16 protein-coding genes are annotated in these 16,314 nt (G+C 67.0%); 7 read left to right on the plus strand and 9 right to left on the minus strand.

Annotated features, from left to right (window positions below; translation table 11 throughout):
• Positions 1-148: 148 nt before the first annotated feature.
• From STHE_RS01355 to STHE_RS01380, 7 genes are all read right to left on the minus strand, one after another.
• Positions 149-3,457, minus strand: a complete 3,309-nt coding sequence (locus tag STHE_RS01355; protein WP_012870763.1) for a type ISP restriction/modification enzyme — start codon at positions 3,455-3,457, stop codon at positions 149-151.
• A 116-nt stretch (positions 3,458-3,573) separates the two neighbouring features.
• The gene (locus STHE_RS18370; protein ID WP_083775998.1) at positions 3,574-3,807 is read right to left on the minus strand and encodes a phosphatase PAP2 family protein; all 234 of its coding nucleotides are present in this window, start codon (positions 3,805-3,807) and stop codon (positions 3,574-3,576) included.
• A gap of 583 nt (positions 3,808-4,390) precedes the next feature.
• Positions 4,391-4,807: a LysM peptidoglycan-binding domain-containing protein gene (locus tag STHE_RS17665; RefSeq protein ID WP_012870765.1), complete on the minus strand. Its 417-nt coding sequence runs from the start codon at positions 4,805-4,807 to the stop codon at positions 4,391-4,393.
• Positions 4,808-4,816: 9 nt separating this feature from the next.
• Positions 4,817-5,068 carry a DUF3006 domain-containing protein gene (locus STHE_RS01365; protein ID WP_012870766.1) on the minus strand — a complete coding sequence of 84 codons (252 nt, stop codon included), beginning with the start codon at positions 5,066-5,068 and terminating at the stop codon, positions 4,817-4,819.
• Positions 5,065-5,991 carry a ComEC/Rec2 family competence protein gene (locus STHE_RS01370; protein WP_012870767.1) on the minus strand — a complete coding sequence of 309 codons (927 nt, stop codon included), beginning with the start codon at positions 5,989-5,991 and terminating at the stop codon, positions 5,065-5,067. The genes STHE_RS01365 and STHE_RS01370 overlap by 4 nt, the downstream gene beginning before the upstream one ends.
• Positions 5,988-6,599, minus strand: coding sequence for a CDP-alcohol phosphatidyltransferase family protein (locus tag STHE_RS01375; RefSeq protein ID WP_012870768.1), 612 nt, complete (start codon positions 6,597-6,599; stop codon positions 5,988-5,990). The genes STHE_RS01370 and STHE_RS01375 overlap by 4 nt, the downstream gene beginning before the upstream one ends.
• A 17-nt stretch (positions 6,600-6,616) precedes the next feature.
• A complete protein-coding gene (locus tag STHE_RS01380; RefSeq protein ID WP_012870769.1) occupies positions 6,617-7,780 on the minus strand; it encodes a glycosyltransferase family 4 protein in 1,164 nt (387 codons plus the stop codon).
• A 220-nt stretch (positions 7,781-8,000) separates the two neighbouring features.
• Here STHE_RS01380 and STHE_RS18945 point away from each other — a divergent pair, with 220 nt between their 5' ends.
• Positions 8,001-8,174, plus strand: coding sequence for a hypothetical protein (locus tag STHE_RS18945; RefSeq protein ID WP_012870770.1), 174 nt, complete (start codon positions 8,001-8,003; stop codon positions 8,172-8,174).
• 4 nt (positions 8,175-8,178) lie between these two features.
• On the opposite strand, the gene STHE_RS01385 is transcribed toward STHE_RS18945, so the two are convergent.
• Positions 8,179-8,721 (minus strand): PRC-barrel domain-containing protein, encoded by a 543-nt coding sequence (locus STHE_RS01385; RefSeq protein WP_012870771.1) that lies wholly within the window; start codon positions 8,719-8,721, stop codon positions 8,179-8,181.
• Between the two features lie 207 nt (positions 8,722-8,928).
• On the opposite strand from STHE_RS01385, the gene STHE_RS01390 reads away from it, so the two are divergent.
• The 5 genes from STHE_RS01390 to STHE_RS01410 all read left to right on the plus strand — a co-directional run bounded on the left by STHE_RS01390 (position 8,929) and on the right by STHE_RS01410 (position 12,795).
• A complete protein-coding gene (locus tag STHE_RS01390) occupies positions 8,929-9,297 on the plus strand; it encodes a GntR family transcriptional regulator (RefSeq protein WP_012870772.1) in 369 nt (122 codons plus the stop codon).
• Positions 9,294-10,178, plus strand: a complete 885-nt coding sequence (locus STHE_RS01395; RefSeq protein ID WP_012870773.1) for an ABC transporter ATP-binding protein — start codon at positions 9,294-9,296, stop codon at positions 10,176-10,178. The genes STHE_RS01390 and STHE_RS01395 overlap by 4 nt, the downstream gene beginning before the upstream one ends.
• Positions 10,175-10,918 carry a hypothetical protein gene (locus STHE_RS01400; protein ID WP_012870774.1) on the plus strand — a complete coding sequence of 248 codons (744 nt, stop codon included), beginning with the start codon at positions 10,175-10,177 and terminating at the stop codon, positions 10,916-10,918. Before STHE_RS01395 ends, STHE_RS01400 begins: the two co-directional genes overlap by 4 nt.
• 88 nt (positions 10,919-11,006) lie before the next feature.
• On the plus strand, positions 11,007-11,963 hold the full coding sequence (locus STHE_RS01405) for an ABC transporter ATP-binding protein (RefSeq protein WP_012870775.1): 957 nt from the start codon (positions 11,007-11,009) through the stop codon (positions 11,961-11,963).
• Complete coding sequence (locus STHE_RS01410; RefSeq protein ID WP_012870776.1) at positions 11,956-12,795, plus strand: ABC transporter permease subunit; 840 nt, start codon at positions 11,956-11,958, stop codon at positions 12,793-12,795. The genes STHE_RS01405 and STHE_RS01410 overlap by 8 nt, the downstream gene beginning before the upstream one ends.
• A gap of 13 nt (positions 12,796-12,808) precedes the next feature.
• Here the strand turns inward: STHE_RS01410 and STHE_RS01415 are convergent, their stop codons facing one another.
• Entirely contained in the window at positions 12,809-13,597 is a 789-nt protein-coding gene (locus tag STHE_RS01415; RefSeq protein WP_012870777.1) for an SDR family oxidoreductase, read from the minus strand.
• Positions 13,598-13,778: 181 nt separating this feature from the next.
• Between STHE_RS01415 and STHE_RS01420 the strand changes: the two genes are divergently transcribed.
• Positions 13,779-16,310, plus strand: coding sequence for a transglycosylase domain-containing protein (locus tag STHE_RS01420; RefSeq protein ID WP_245534864.1), 2,532 nt, complete (start codon positions 13,779-13,781; stop codon positions 16,308-16,310).
• Positions 16,311-16,314: the final 4 nt, after the last annotated feature.

The following is a 16,314-nucleotide window of genomic DNA, read 5'->3' on the forward strand; positions in this document are numbered from 1 at the left end:
CCGGGGACGAAAGCCACAGGGCTACCAGGCCGAGGATCCCCTGAAGGGCCGGGGTGCCGCTCCTGGCACCCCGGCCTCTAAGTCGGAGCCGAGGAGAGCGCCTTTCGAGCGCCCGCGTCCGAGGGCGTTGGGCACGTTGCGCGGAATGTTATGCGCGCCGGAATGCCTCGCCGAGATGGGTCTGCTGCACGGCCGCGACCTGCGGTGCTCGGCGCTGCGCCTCAGTCGGGGTTGGCAGCTCCTCGGCGAGGAACAGCTCCCCGGCAACGATCTCATCGAGCAGAGCCTCCTGCTCCGGTTCCAGCGCCAACACCCCTTCCAGCACCCAAAGCAGCTCGAGCAGCTCCTTGGTCATCTCCCACGTCCAGCGCTCGGGACGAATGTCGTCCAGCGGCGAGGACTTGCGCCCGGCCCGCTCCCGCATGCGGTATCCGAGCCACGACCGCACTACGTTCAGTCCCGAGACCTCATAGTCCCAGATGCGGGGATCAACCCGCTCGATTACACCTTCGCCGACATGGAGCTCTTGCGCGCTGGCATCGTAGCGGACGTCCTGTTGGAGGCTGACGGGGTATTTCTCGGGGTCGCTCGGGATCGCGACCTTGACCCGAGCGCGCCCAGGCGGTACCCGACCGCGTTGCGTGCCTATCGACTCAGGGAAGCGCTCTGCGTAGGTCTGCCAGGCGATGACCTGCTTACCCAGCTCGGCCGCTCGCCGGAAGAGGGTGACGTTCTTGGTCAGCGGCACCCGAGGGCCCGGCTCTTCCAGTTCGTCGTGGAAGCGTGCGGTGTAGCCCGGATGCCCCAAGACTCCGGCGATGTATCCGATCAGGTCCTCGGGCGTGACGGCGGAACCGTAGGTTTGTTCCAGCAGCTCGAGAAGCCCGTGCGTGATGTTTGGCTCCCGCGCCGGAGCGTCCCGATAAAGGGGCATGACATCCTTGCCGCCGCGATTACAAAAAAAATCAATGTCTGGCACGTTGGAAGCGGCAATGACAGCACTCCCGAAACCAAGAGGTTTGCTGAGCTGACTGATAAGAAAAATCTGTCTATCAGAATAAGAGCGCCACACGGTTGGGCGACAGAAGTCGCCCAACCGTGAATCCCGAAAGACGTACTGACGATCGAACGAGCGGTACCCATACCGAACGATTTCGGGAGGTTCCGCGTCTGGGGATAATGAGTTGATGGCGGGTAGGGTGCCATTATCACCAAGTTGATCCTCATACGACTGAGAAACCTGCCGATCTCGTGTCTCGCGGAAATATTTGGCCCGATCAGGAGCTGCGAGTAATGCCGACCAACGCCGTTCGAGCACATCGCGACTGACACCAATCGGCCACAAACGTTTCAGTTGTACCCCCGAATGTTGCCATGGCATCACTTCAAGAATCGAGGGCCACGCAAAGTAGTCACCAGCAGAGGTAGGTATGAGCGGCTGCCCCCATCCAGTTTGGCCCGGTTGCCATGAAATGACAGCGAAACCCGTCAGTTCTGAGAGGACGGCGAACTTCTCAGCCCGCGTGCCGCGAACCCGCGCGTAGTGCACCGTGGCTGGCTGGTCACGATTCGGATTGCCGTACCGGACTCCAACTGCGATCGCGACGGGGGTCTGGATATCGAAGACATTCTCGGTCTTCCTGGTACCCCGGCTGTCGCCCTCCAGGTCGAGGATCCAGAGCTCGTCGAAGGTGCGCCGCATCTCCTCGCGCATCCCAACGAAGCCGGGGCCGCGGAGGTACGATGACGCGGTGATGAACGAGACGATGCCGGGACCGTCCTGCGCTTCGAAGACCTTCCACAAAGCCCAGCGCCAGAAGTAGACATAGAGGTTGTAAAGGTTCTTGACGTGGAGAGCCTTGCCGGCTTTGAGCGCCGGGTCCAAGAAGGACCTGAGCGGTGCCTTCTTGGTGACCTGATCACCGAAGCGGATCCAGCGCCCCCCGGTCTTGCCGTCATCCGAGTCGCTCTCTTCCCGCTCGTAGGGTGGGTTGCCGATGCAGACGAGGATGGGGGTCGTTCGCTTCACCTCCCGCGCCCGGCGATGCTCCTCGGCAAGCGGCTTCTCGTAGAAGCTGTGCGGCAGAGTCGTGATCTCGTTCGGCGACTCCAGCGTGTCAGTCAGATAGATGTGGACACCGTCGTCCGGTTCACGGCCTCCGAACTCGTGGATCGCCTGGGCCAGCCGCAGGTGTGCCACCGCATACGGCCCAACCAGCAGCTCGAACCCGTAGAGGTTCCGGGCCATCTGGCTGGCGATGTCCCCAGCGGCGCCCGGCCCGTAGATCGCGGTCGCGCGTTCGATCCCGTGTTGTAGCACGCGCAGCAGGTAGGTGCCGGTGCCGGTGGCTGGGTCCAGCACGGTCACGTCCGGGTCGGCGAAGCCCAGCGGGCGGTTGAGCTTCGTCCGCAGCAGCTCATCGACCAGCGTCACCTGCGCCTTCACGACCTGAGCCGGAGTGTAGTAGACGCCGCGCTCGTCGCGCAGCTTCGGATCGTAGACAGCCAGAAAGTCCTCGTAGAAATAGAGCCAGGGATCCGTGTCGCTCTTGCCGCGAATCGCCGCCGGGTCGACCGCCTCGATGGTCCGCTCCAGCAGATCGATCCCCGGCCCAAGTTCCTCACGGGTGCCCTGCTGGGTCAGGATCTCGAGCGTTCGGGCCAGCAGCGAGGAGTGCTTTTGGATCGCGCGGGCCGCGCTCGGGGTATCCAGCGTCGTGGCTCCGCTCAACTTGGCAAGAAGGAGGCCGTAGGTCAGCGTCTGCGCATATGCGTCAGCAAACTGGTCCGGGGTCGCTTCGGGGAAGAGCGTGCGCCTCCAGTCGTTGTAGATGCTGGTGAGTGCTGGTTTCTGCTCCCGGATTGCCTCGGCGACGTCTCCGCGAATCATGCGAGTCAAGGGGGCCAACTGCTCCGCGAGGGCGCGGGCGCTGGTTGGGACGATCGGCTGCCAGCGGAGGAACTCCCGCAGTAGCCCCAGCAGTTGGTTCGCGTCTCGCTCGGTGAGTTCGGCAGGACCACGCTCATCGATCTCGCCGAGCCTCACGTCGTGGGCGCTCTGGCGCTTCCCATCTCGGTAGAACGTCCAGTCTCGTGCGTCGGTATAGACCAGGTTTGGCAGGGCGAGGAACTTGTTCAACTGTGCCCTGTCGCGCCCCCGGAGCTCCCGGCTGGTCGTCCCGACTCCGGGCGCCTTGAGCTCGATGTACCCGACCAGCAATCCATCGACTGCGATGGCGAGATCCGGCCGCCCGACCTCATCTACCGGAGATTCGGAGAAGATTGAGACGTTGAGCCCGAGCGCCCGGCCAACTCGCTCGACGAGCCGCGGCACGCTCCTCTTGAGTTGATCTTCAGCCTGAAATGGGATCTGGTCGGCACGATCGGCGGTCGCTTTCACTTCTTCAGCGAACGACCGCAGGGCAGACTGGACCGCCTCGAGCGGGGAAACGGACATGCGCTACCCCCTGTGAGCGTCATGGAACATCTGTCCGCATTCTCAGTGGCTAGTATAACAAGCTTTGCTCGTATCATGTGGTTGTTACCCGTCACTGGGTGAGATGGCCCGGGCGGTCAATCCGCGAAGCCGGTGTCGGCGTCGACGCGGCGCCAGCGGGGCAGGCTGGGGCGTGGCAGGAGCGCGGCGACCCGGGGCACGAGGGCGTAGGCGCCGACGGTGAGCAGCGATCCGGCGACGGCGTCGACGATGTAGTGGTTGCCGGTGGCGACCACGACCAGCACGACCAGCAGCCAGTAGCCCAGTGCCAGCCAGCGCAGGCGGCCGCGGCTGAGCCGGCGTAAGTGCAGCCGGGCCGGGGATCACTCCCCGGCCCGGTCCTTGTTTGGGTCGTGTGATGAACGTGTGCGGCCCACCGTGGCGCAGCCATCCGGGGTCATGCTTGGCAGTGTTGTCATCCTGAGCGGAGCCGTGCCCGGCTGGACGCCGGCCACGGCGGAGTCGAAGGATCTCACGTCGGAGCAACGCGCTATGGCGAGATCCTTCGCTCCGCCGCCCGCCGCTCCGCGGCGACCGGCTCTGCTCAGAATGACCTTTCCCATGGCTGGCCGGACGGGTTGATCGGCTCACTGCGAGGACCAGGAGCACGGTCTGGGAGCACTGGCGTGACGCGCGTCTCTTGGGACGTGTGGAACAACGAAACAGCCGGCGCGGAAGCGCCGGCTGTTTGGGTTTCGTTGGGCAATCACCGAGGTGGTGCCTGCTAGCCGGCAACCTCCGCGGTGATGCCCGTAGTACCGTTACTACTCATATCGTGGCATCACCTCCTTTACCCTGCGCGGTCTGGAACTTTGCGAATACGTGCACGAACTCTAACACGCCATGGGGTGGGTGTCAAATGCCTCAGGGGGATCGTTGCTCCCTGAGGGAGCACTAGGGCTCATCACGCCCCGGCACGATCAGCACCTGGCCTGCCTGAAGCCAGCTCGGATCGGTGATCCCGTTGGCCTCCGCCAGGGCCTGCGGGTCGACGTTGAGTTGCACCGCGATGCCGTAGAGTGTGTCGCCGGGTTGGACCACGTAGGTGTTGCTCGTCGCTTGTTCGTCCGGCGCATCCTCCGCGCCCTGATCCGCCGGGGTCGGCGTGACGGGCGGCGGGCCGGGGGTCGGTGTCACAATCTTCAGCATCGGGATCGACGTGGGCGATGCGATCACCGTGGGCGTCTCCGTCGTGTCCGTGCCGCGTGGGAGACAACCGGTCAACAGCGCCGCGGCGATGGCGACGAGCGGCACGAGAGCACGCAAGCGGCGGGCCGCCCCTGGCCCGGGCGGTTTCAGTGCGAGTCCCATCGGTGTCGTTCACTCCTCCGGTCCGAACAGGCGGCGCTGCAGGTCCCGCACCTCGTTGCGCCGCTCCCGCTCGGTGCGTCGATCCAGCCGGAAGCGGGCCCGCAGGACCGAGCCGTCCCGGGTCCCATCAGGTAGACGTTCGAGCGGCACCACCAGTTTCTGCCCGTCGTCGAAGACGAGCACCGCGAGCCGTTCGCCGGATGCTCCCTCTTCGATCTCGTCCACGGTCGCGATCAGGTCGTCCTGGCGGTCGGGGCTCACGGCGTCCCCTCCTGACCTTCGAGCTGAATCTGCGTCCCGTCCGAGACAAAGACGACTGTGCCGTCGACATCGGTACGGTAGACGGTCATCCCTGCCTCGCGCAGGCGCTGCATCGTCTCGCGGTGCGGGTGGCCGTAGGAGTTGTCCGCGCCGGCTGAGATGACGGCGGTTCGGGCGCCGACAGCATCGAGGAACGGCATGGTGGACGACGAGTTGCTGCCGTGGTGGGCCACCTGGAGGAGGTCGGCGCGCAGTGCCGACGGGTCGAGCGCGAGCAGCTCCTCTTCCGCCTCCTCCTCGATGTCGCCCGTCAGCAGGATGCGCACGTCGCCGTCGATCACCCGCAGGACGACGCTGTTGTTGTTGTCGTGCACCTCGCCGTCGGAGTCGGTGATGAACGGTGGTTCAGGCCACAGAACCTCGACGCGTGTGCGTTCGCCCAGCTCGAACGCGTCGCCGCGGCGGGCCCGCTGTGCCGGGATGCCCTTCTCCTCGACGACCTGCAGCCCGCGTAGGTAGGCGCGGTTGGTGTTCTCGATGGCCGGGTCGAGATATGTGCCGACCGGGATGCGTCTCAGCACGGTTGCCAGCTCACCGATGTGGTCCTGATCGGGGTGGCTGGACACGACATAATCCAGTCGCTCGATCCCGTGCTCGCGGAAGAAAGACAGGATCACGCTGTCGACGGCGTCCTCTCGGTCTCCCATGTCGTAGAGCAGGCTTCGGCCGTCGGCGGTGATGATCCCCACGCTGAGCCCCTGGCCCACGTCGAAGAAGGCAATGCGAGTCAGCTCGCCCGGCTCCCTCCCGCCGCTCTCGTCGCCGATGAGCGAGGGGAGCGCGAGTGCGAGGATGACGAGAAGCAGGACGAGCGCCAGCGCGAGGATAACCCAGCGCAGGCGTCGAGAAGCACGACGGTTCATGATGCCGGATGGTTCGGGCGCGGCTCGTCACCGCGCGTGGCCTGCCAGACGTGGAGGATGCGTTGCAGCGTCGTCACGTTGGTCAGGATGGCCAGGATCCAGAGCGCCCAGACGGGCCGGTTGACGATGAGGAAGACGGCGAGCAGGATGACGCGCTCTGGGCGAGCGAAGAGCCCTACCTCGGCCTTGATCCCGACCGCCTCGGCGCGCGCGCGGGTGTAGCTGACCATGAGCGAGCCGACCATGGTGGCGTAGACCAGCAGGATGGGAACCGTGTCGGTGCCGGAGCGCAGCAGATAGAGCAGCACGCCGCCGTAGACGAGCGCCTCCGAATAGCGGTCCAGGGTGGAGTCGAAGAAGCCACCGAAGCGCGTGACCCGGTTGGTGACCCGCGCCACGGCACCGTCGAGCATGTCGAAGGCTCCGGCCGCCAGCGCCAGGATGCCACCGGCCACCAGGTTGCCGCTGGCAATCACGGCGGCCACGACCAGGTTCAGCAACAGGCCCAGTAGCGTGAAGCCGTTCGGGGAAAGGCGCGTGCGGGCCACCAGCAGCCCGACTCGCTGGAGTCGCAGCCGCACCCAATCTCCGACGAGCGAACTGATCATCGTCGTCCCCTACCCGGCTACTCGCGCGTCATAGAGAGCGACCGCGCCTCCGTAGGCCGCTGGCGGCCGTAGCGGCTCAGCGCCCGCTCGTAGACATCCAGCACCCGGCGCGCGATCACCGGCCACGAGTGCTCCTCGGCCCGGCGGCGGCCCGCCTCGCCCAGTCGCGCGGCCAACTCGCGGTCGGCCAGCACGTGCACCAGTGCCAGGGCGAGTGCTTCCGGGTTCTTCGGCTCGACGAGGAGCCCCTCCACCCCGTGCCGTACCACCGCCGTGTAGCCGTCGATGTTGGTAGCCACCACCGGCCTCCCCGACGCCATGGCTTCCAGCAGCACGATGCCGAAGCTCTCCCGGCCGGTCGAGGGTGCGCAGAAGACGTCGGCCGAGGCGTAGTACGAGGGGAGATCCTGCTTCGACACGGCGCCGACAAAGGTCACGTTGTCGAGCTCGTAGCGCTCCAGCAGGCGGTCGTAGCGCCACGCCTGACCAGGCCCGACGACCAGCAGGTGGACGCCCGGGAACTCCTGGCGGACCAGCGCGATGGCCCGGAGCAGATACTTCAAGCCCTTCCGCGACTCATTGTAGCGCCCGACGAAGAGTACGGTCGGCCCGGAGATATGGGCGTGCTGGATCTTTGGCACGTGCGGTCCGAACTGCTCGATGTCGATGCCGTTGGGGATGATCTCGTAGACCGCCGGGAAGTACTGGCTCACGAACTCCTCAGCCGACGGCGAGACGGCGATGCGCGCGTGCAGCTTGCCGTGGAAGAAGGAGAGCAGCGGCTTGCCGTAGAGGTAGGCCAGGTTGGACGAGCGCGCCGCGTGGAAGGTGCCGATGTTGACCGTCTTGGAGTGAAGGAGCACCATGAGCGGGAGCGTCGGCGCAAGCGGTTCGTGCAGGTGGATGATGTCGAAGTCCTCGTCGTGCAGGAACTCCTTGACCTTGCCCGAGATGAGGGGCGAGAGCGTGATGCGCGCGGTCGACCCGTTCGACGGTACCGGGACCGCCAGACCGAGCCGGTAGATGTGGCCGTCGTCTTCCTCGCCCTCTTCGTCGGAGCGCGGGGCGAGGATGCGCGTCTGGTGGCCGAGCGCCCGGAACTCCCGGTCGAGGTGCATGATGTGCTCGTTGACCCCGCCGGGGTAACCAAAGTCGAATGGCGACACGAGGAGGATCTTCATGGAACCCTTTCGCGCGGCCGCCCGCTGCGGACGTGAGGCGTTGTCGCTACCGCCATTGTACACGCCACCGGGCGCATCATCGGCCGGCGCACGGGCGGGCGACGATGCCATCCAGCCTGCGCCGGCGAACAGCCGGGCTGAATCGCCGCCGCGGCAGCGCGCGGCAGTATAGCGGTGCCGCGCTGGGCTGTCCATGCCCCACGGGAGAGGAGACGCGCCGATGAACTGGCCCGCCGGTCTGTTCGCAGCCGGACTCTGGGTGTTGCTCAGCGCCGTTTGGGCCACGCTGCAGCCCTCACTCTACCCAGTCTCAACCGCCCGCCTCGCGGGACGCGTCTTTCGGGATCTCGCACCCGCGCTGCTGCTCGGCTTGCTGGTAGCCCGGCTCGCCTGACCGGCTAGCCCTGCGACTCCTCCGGACCCGGAGTTGCCTCCGGCTGCCCGCCCTCGGCCGGGGGATGGGCAATCTGCGCCGGAATGACCACGGCGTCGCGGCCGATACTGATCACGGTGTCGATCGGCACGGAGACGTTCGGCCGGAACGGCCCGGTGAACCCGGCGCGGACAATCTCCAGGCCGGTGATGACCCCGCTCTGCTCGTCGACGAGCACGGTCGCCACCGAGCCGACGCGACTGCCATCCTCGCTCACGACCTTCAGTGAGCCGATCTCGCTCAGTGACGGGTACTGCCGGTAGCGGTGCTCCGTCTCGTCCCCCTGGAGCACGGCACGGCTCTGTACCATGACCGCGTCCGGCCCGATCGACTGCACGTCGCGTCGCTCCACCACGTTCGTGGTGCCTCCGATGAGGCCGCCGCTGTGGACGGAGAACGCCTGGATGGCGCGGTCGTCGATCGAGAAGAGGATGTCGCGCACGGTTCCCAACTGCTCGCCACCCTCGATCGCTACCACAGGCATCCCTTTGAGTCGCTTTGCATCCATGGCGCAGCCTCCCTCTGTGGTCCGGCGGCTCCCCCGAAAATCGCCGTGCGTCCCGGTGCCCCTCCGGAAGCAAAGGATGTGCCACTGCGGCGCGGGTGCGAGGGAGCGTCCGATGGCGCCACTCGACGATCGCCTCTTGACAAGGGGGTTCTTGGGTGATAGGGTTCATCACTAGAGTAATGAACCACAGAGGCAGGTGGCAGGACGGTGTTTGACGACCGAAGCCCGATCTACCGACAGATCGCGGAGCAGATCAAGCAAGCGATCCTGACCGGAGACCTCCAGGAGGAGGAACAGGTCATGTCGACCAACCAGTACGCCGCCTTCTACCGGATCAACCCGGCGACGGCGGCCAAGGCCTTCCAGGAACTGGTGGACGAAGGGCTCCTCTACAAGCGGCGCGGCATCGGGATGTTCGTCAGCCCCGGCGCGCGGGAGCGACTGCGCTCCCAGCGCCGCGAGCGCTTCTTCGCGGACGTGGTCGAGCCGATGGTGGCCGAGGCCCGGGCGATCGGCATCCCTCTGCGCGAGGTCATCCAGTGGCTGGAGCAACGGGAAGACGAGGAGGAGCGATGATCGAGCGCATCGACATCGACCGCCTGACGCTGCGGTACGGGGACGTGACTGCCCTCGACGGGCTGAGCCTGTCGCTGGAGGGCGGCAAGATCTACGGGTTGCTGGGGCGCAACGGCTCCGGCAAGACGAGCCTGCTGTCGGTCCTCGCCGCCTTCCGTAAGCCGACATCGGGGGATGTCCGAATCAATGGACATCCGGTGTTCGAGAATCAGGCCATCACCAGTCAGATCGCCTTCATCCGTGAGAGCGGCGACACGGTGGAGGACACCGAGAAGGTCGAGTCGGCGATGCGGTACGCCGCGTACCTGCGGCCGAACTGGGACGCCGAGTACGCCGCCCGGCTGCTGGAGCGTTTTGAGGTGCCGACGAAGGCCAGGATCGGGAGTCTCTCCCGGGGCAAGCGCTCCGCGCTCGGTATCGTGCTGGGTTTGGCTGCACGCGCGCCGCTGACGATCTTCGACGAGACGTACCTCGGGATGGACGCGCCGTCGCGCTACGCCTTCTACGACGAGCTCCTGAACGATTACATGGCGCACCCGCGCACGTTCATCATCTCGACCCACCTGATCGAAGAGGTGAGCCGGCTCTTCGAGAACGTCGTCATCATCGACCGCGGTCGGTTGGTCGTGCATGACGACGTCGAGACGCTGCTCAACCGCGGCACCGCGGTCACCGGCCCGGCCGACGTCGTCGATCGGTTCGTCAACGGGTACACGGTCATCGGCACGCGGCAACTCGGCCGGACGAAGTCGGCGTTGGTCTACGGGCATCTCGATCCTGAGCAGCGCGCCGAGGCCCGGGCTGCCGGACTCGATCTGGAGCCGCTGGCGCTCCAGGACTTGTTCGTCCACCTGACCGAACCGAGAGGAGACCAGTCATGAGCCAGGCAGCGATGACGCAGCGGACGCAGCGGAGCTGGCGCTTCCCCGCCCCGCTGGTGACCGATTACGGGGGCTTCCTCACTGCGGTGTGGGCCGGCGTGCTCGTGTTGACCTTCGCCGGGAGCCTGGTGTCTGCCACGTTCTTCGACCTCATTCCAGCCTCGGCGTGGGAGCTCATCACCCCTCCGGCGCGGGTGTATATGGCGGTCATCTCCGCGTTCGTGGTGTACAGCTTCCTGCCGCTGTACGTCAGCCATGGCCAGACGCGGCGTGGCTTCGCCATCGAGGGGCTCATCGCCCTGGTGGTGCATGCCGCTCTCGCCACGGTGCTGATAACCCTCGGCTTTGTGATCGAAGCGGGGTGGTACCGGGTGATGGGGTGGACGCGCGGGGTGCCCGACGGGCACCTCTTCACCTCTTACGGGAACCTGCCGCTGATCGTCGCTGAGTACGGGCTGGCGTTCCTGGTCTGGTCGGCGGCCGGGGCCTTCGCCGGGGCAGCGTTCTACCGGTCCAGCCATGGTGGGTGGCTCGCGCTGCCCCCTGCGCTGGCGATGGTGGGGATCACCGGCTCTGCCCTCGGCGAATCGCTGGGTCCCATCACCCGCTTCTTCCAGGGTCTGACGGGCACCGATGCCGCATCGCTGCCGCTCGCGACGGTCGTCTCGTTCGCCTGCGTGCTGATCGCGGTAGCAGGAACGTGGTTGCTGATCCGGGACGTCCCGATCCGTAAGCGCTAAGGCTTCCGCAACGCGCTGGACCACGCCGCAGCACCACCGAACAGTCATCCACATGTTGTCTCGTCGTTGCGCACGAGAGGGGGCGCGCATGATCTCTGCACGCGGACTGACCAAGCGATACGGCGACAAGATCGCCGTGGAGTCCCTCACATTCGATGTCAAGCCCGGGGTGGTGACCGGGTTCCTCGGACCCAACGGCGCGGGCAAATCCACGACGATGCGCCTCATCCTGGGCCTCGACGCGCCCACTGCCGGTTCGGTGACCGTCAACGGCCGGGCCTACCGCGACCTCCCGGCGCCGATCCAGGAAGTGGGGGCGCTACTCGACGCGGGTGCGGTCCAGCGTGGGCGCTCGGCACGACAGCACCTGCGTTGGGTCGCGCAGGCGAGCGGGATTCCGGTCCGGCGCGTCGATGAGGTGCTCGACCTCGTCGGCCTGAGCGACGTCGCCGAGAAGCGTATCGGGACGTTCTCGCTCGGCATGTTGCAGCGGCTGGGCATTGCCACGGCGCTGCTCGGTGACCCGCCGGTCCTCATGTTCGACGAGCCGGTCAACGGCCTCGACCCCGAGGGCATCGCCTGGTTCCGCAACCTGGTGAAGCGACTGGCTGCCGAGGGGCGGACGATCCTGATCTCCAGCCACCTGATGAGCGAGATGCAGGAGATCGCCGACCGTGTCCTGGTCATCGGCCGCGGCCGGATCATCGCCGACGCCTCGATCGACGATCTGGTGCGGCAGACCGGTGGCGACGCGGTGCGGGTGGTATCGCCGCGCGCGGCGGACTTCGTGCCGATCCTTGAAGCGGCCGGGGCCAGCGTCATGCCCGAGCAGGACGGGAGCCTCCTCGTAACCGGTATAGAGATCGCCGACATCGGCGCCCTTGCCGCCCGGCACGGGATCACGCTGCACGAGCTATCCCCGCGTCGTGCCAGCCTCGAGGAGGCATTCATGGCGATCACCCGGAGCAGTGTGGAGTATCAGGCGAAGCGGTCCCGGTCGACCGCCGTCGCAATCGCCGGACGGGAGGAGCGCATCGATGGCTAGCACGATCGTCGACATCCGGCAGAAGTCGACTCGTCTGCGACCCGCGATCCCACTCACCGCCACGCTGAGGGCAGAGTGGACCAAGCTCATGACGGTCCGGTCCACCTACGTCTTGCTTGCCCTGAGCCTGCTGCTCTCGGTGGCGGTGACCGCGCTCGTCTCCTGGGCGGCCGGCTGGTCCTGGAGCGAATGGGCCGAAGCCGACCGCGCCGCCTTCGACCCGGTCATCAACTCGTTCGTCGGGCTCCTGCTGGCGACGGTCTTGCTGGTCGCGCTCAGCGTGGGGTTCGTCACCTCGGAGTACACGAGCGGCATGGTGCGGCTGACGCTGACGACCACGCCGCGACGTGGCCGCGTGCTCCTCGCGAAGGCGGGCGTCATCGCGGCGGTGACGATGGTCGCGGGCGTCATCATCACCGTCGCAACGTTCCTCACGGGGCAGGCGGTGTTTGCGGCCTACGACGTTCCGACGGCGTCGCTGGGTGATCGGGATGCCGCGCTGGCGGTGCTCGCGACCGGGCTGACGACGGCGGTCTACCCGGTCATCGGCGTGGCGATCGGGTACCTGCTCCGCCGCACGGCCGTCGCCATCACCGTCACGCTCTTGCTGATGTTCGCGCCGGCCTTCTTCGGGCCGCTGCTGCCGCTGCGCTGGCAAGAGCGCGTGCTGGCCTACCTGCCTGGTCCGGCGACGGACAGCCTCGCATTTGGCCACCTCGCGACGGATGCCCCGATGTACCTGGAGCGTGGTATTGCCGCGGTGGTGGTCGCCGCGTGGTTGGTCGCGCTCCTCGGCGCCGCGTACCTGGTGCTGAACCGGCGGGATGTGTGACGCCGGGCCGGGCCTAGAGCGTGCCGCGGTAAAGCCCGCCGTCGACCAGGATCGTCTGACCGGTCACGTAGCTCGCGGCGGGCGACGACAGGAAGACCACGACCCGGGCGAATTCGTCCGGCTCGCCCAGGCGCCCCAGCGGGATGCCCTGGGCGTTGTCACGCAGCGCGTCGTCGAGGGCGATCCCCTCGCGCTCAGCCCGAGAGCGTGCCAGGTCGAGGATGCGGTCGGTGCGCGTCGGGCCGGGGCCGACGTTGTTGACGCGGATGTTGTAGCGGCCCAGCTCGTTGGCCATCGACTTGACCAGCCCGACCACCCCCGAGCGGGCGGTGTTCGAGAGGATCAGGCCGTCGAGCGGCTGCTTGACCGAGATCGAGGTGATGGTGACGATGCTGCCGCCGCGGTCTTTCAGGTGCGGGACCGCGGCCCGGCACATCCGCAGGGTGCTGAGCAGGTTCAGCTCGATCGCGTCGATGAAATCTTGCTCGCTCAGCGTCTCGAACGTGCCGGCCGGTGGGCCGCCTGCGTTGGTCACGACCGCATCGAGCTGGCCGAAGTGCCGGACCGTCTCATCGAAGACGCGGGTGATGTCCTCGGCGCGGCGCGCGTCGGCGGTCAGCGCCAGCACCTCGGCGCCCGCCTCCTCGCGGATCTCCTGCGCGGCCTGCTCGATCCGCTGCTGGTCGCGGGAGAAGATGGCGACCCGTGCGCCCTCCCGGGCGAACTCGAGGGCGACGGCCTTGCCCAATCCCTTGCTTGCCGCGGCGACGAGTGCCACTCGGCCGGTGAGTCCGAGATCCATGCTGCCCCTCCCCCACACGGCGCGGCGCCGTGCCGCGCCGGGCCTCACGTTCCACGCATGATGCGCGCACAGTGTAGCATGATGATAGCGGCGGGCTATTCGCCCCGCCGTGGTATTATCCCTGCGTGGTTACGCTCGCAGCCAAGAGTTGTAGCCGGTGCAGCGGGGCTGGGATTGGGTTGTGAGTCGAGGTAGCTTCTATCGTTCCAGCATGAATCGCCCGCGCGGGCGCCGCCGGTTGCGCCAGTACGGGCCGCGGGGACCGCGCCCGCACCGGATGCCGCCGCTGTTGCTACGCAGCCGCCGGCGGCGACGGGTATCGCCGTGGGGTATCGGGCGCTTCGCGGCCGCAACGTTTCTCGTCCTGCTGGTCCTGGTCCTTGGCGCTGCCGGTGTGGCCGCGGGGGGCGGCATCGCCTTCTGGAGCTATGTGACGGAGGGGCTCCCCAATATCGAGCAGGTCGAGGCCCGGCAGTTCGCCACGACCAAGATCTACGACCGCAACTGGAAGCTCCTCCACGAAGTCTCCGACCCACAGACCGGTTGGCGGACGCCGGTCGGCTATCAGGAGATCCTGGACCACATTACCCGGCAGCAGAGCGACCCCAACAAGCCGCATCGGGCCTGGATCTTCGACGCCACCGTGGCCGCCGAGGACGCCACCTTCTGGAGCAACCAGGGGGTAGACCCGATCGCGATTGCGCGCGGGGTTCTCATCAACCTCAGTGGGATCGGTTCCTCCGGCGCCTCGACCATCACGCAGCAGACCGTTCGCCTCCTCTACCCGGAGACGATCGGTATGGAGCGCAGCTACATGCGCAAGATCCGGGAGGCGATCACGGCCTACCGGTTCACTCAGCGCTACACCAAAGAGCAGATCCTGGAGATGTATCTCAACAACGTCTACTACGGCAATCGCGCCTACGGCATCGACGCCGCGGCGCAGGCCTACTTCAACAAGCATCCCTGGGATCTGACGCTGGCCGAGGCGGCGATGCTCGCTGGACTGCCGCAGGCGCCGAGCCTCTACGACCCGGTGCAGAACTACGAGCTGGCCAAGGCCCGCCAGCGCTATGTTCTGGACCAGATGGTCAAGGAGGGAATGATCACCGAGGAGGAGGCGGAGGAGGCCTACGCTCAGCCGCTCCATCCCCAGACGCGTGAGGGCCGCTACAACCTGGCGCCGCACTTCGTCAACTTCGTCAAGTACTACCTGGAGCAGCGCTTCGGGGCCGCCATGCTCTACCAGGGCGGGCTGACGGTGCGGACGACGCTCGACTTCGGCATGCAAGAGCGCGCCCAGCAGATCGTGGCCGAGCACATCGAGCGTCTGGCGCCCTGGGACGTCAACAACGGGGCTTTGGTCGCCATGCTCCCCTGGAGCGGGGAGATCGTGGCCATGGTCGGCAGTGCCGACTACTACAACGACGCCATCGACGGGCAGGTCAACGTGGCGGTGCGCGAGCGCCAGCCCGGCTCCTCGATCAAGCCGATCGCCTACCTGGCGGCTTTCGAGAAGGGCTGGCACCCGGGCACGATCATTCTTGACTACGACACCCGCTGGCCCACGCCCGGTGCACCGGAGCCGTTCTACCGCCCGCAGAACTACACTGGGCTGTACTACGGAGCGGTGAGCGTCCGCGAGGCGCTTGGCAACTCGCTCAACATCCCGGCGGTGAAGGCGCTCGACTTCGCCGGGATCGACAGCATGATCGATCTGGCCCACCGGATGGGGATTCGGACCGGGTTCCGGCGCGGCCCAGGGCACTACGGGTTGTCGATCGCGCTCGGCGGCGGCGAGGTGACGCTGCTTGAGCACACCAACGCCTTCGCCACCCTGGCCAACAACGGGCGCTACGTGCCCTATACCCCGATCCTCGAGGTGCGCGACATCTCCGGGAACACGCTCTTCTCGCTCGACCGGTCGCAGACGCTGGCGCAGGCCGAGCAGGTGGTCAAAGCCGAGCACGCCTATCAGATCACCCACATCCTCTCCGACAACAACGCGCGGGCGATGATCTTCGGCACGTGGACGCCGCTCACCCTGCCCGAGCTGGGCAACCGGCCGGTGGCCGCCAAGACCGGCACGACCAACGACTGGAAAGACGGCTGGACCATGGGATACACCACGGATCTGGTCGTCGGCGTCTGGACGGGGAACACGGACAGCCACCCCACCCGGCAGTTGGATGGTATCCAGGGGGCCGCGCCCATCTGGCACGACTTCATGGTCGCGGCGCACACCGACCCCGCGTTCGCCGAAACCCTCCTCGGGCCGGACGGCCAGCCGATACCGGAGGAGTTCCCGCGGCCGCCTGGCATCTACGAGGGACCGATCTGTGCGGCGACCGGGAAGCTGCCCGTCCCCGGTTTTCGGACGGTGACGGAGGTGCTGGTCCAGGGCGAGGGCCCGACGCAGCGCTGCAACCAGCTCACCGACTGGGAGCGCCGCGAGCTGACGGCGGCACTGCAGGACGTCGCGCGCAACGGTCGCTTTACCAGCCGGGGGATCCAGACCCTCTACGCCTACGCGGCCGCGGTCGGTATCGCACCGCCGTCGCCGACGCCGACCCCGACGCCGGAGGCGATCGAGACGCCGGTCGCCGAGCCGACGCCCGAGCCGAATCCGACCCCGCCGGCTGCCGATCCCGAGCCTGAGCCGCAGCCTAATCCCGAGCAGCCGCCCGACTCCGGCGAGGAGGGCGACGACTGAGCCG

Source organism: Sphaerobacter thermophilus DSM 20745, assembly GCF_000024985.1.
GTDB lineage: Bacteria > Chloroflexota > Chloroflexia > Thermomicrobiales > Thermomicrobiaceae > Sphaerobacter > Sphaerobacter thermophilus.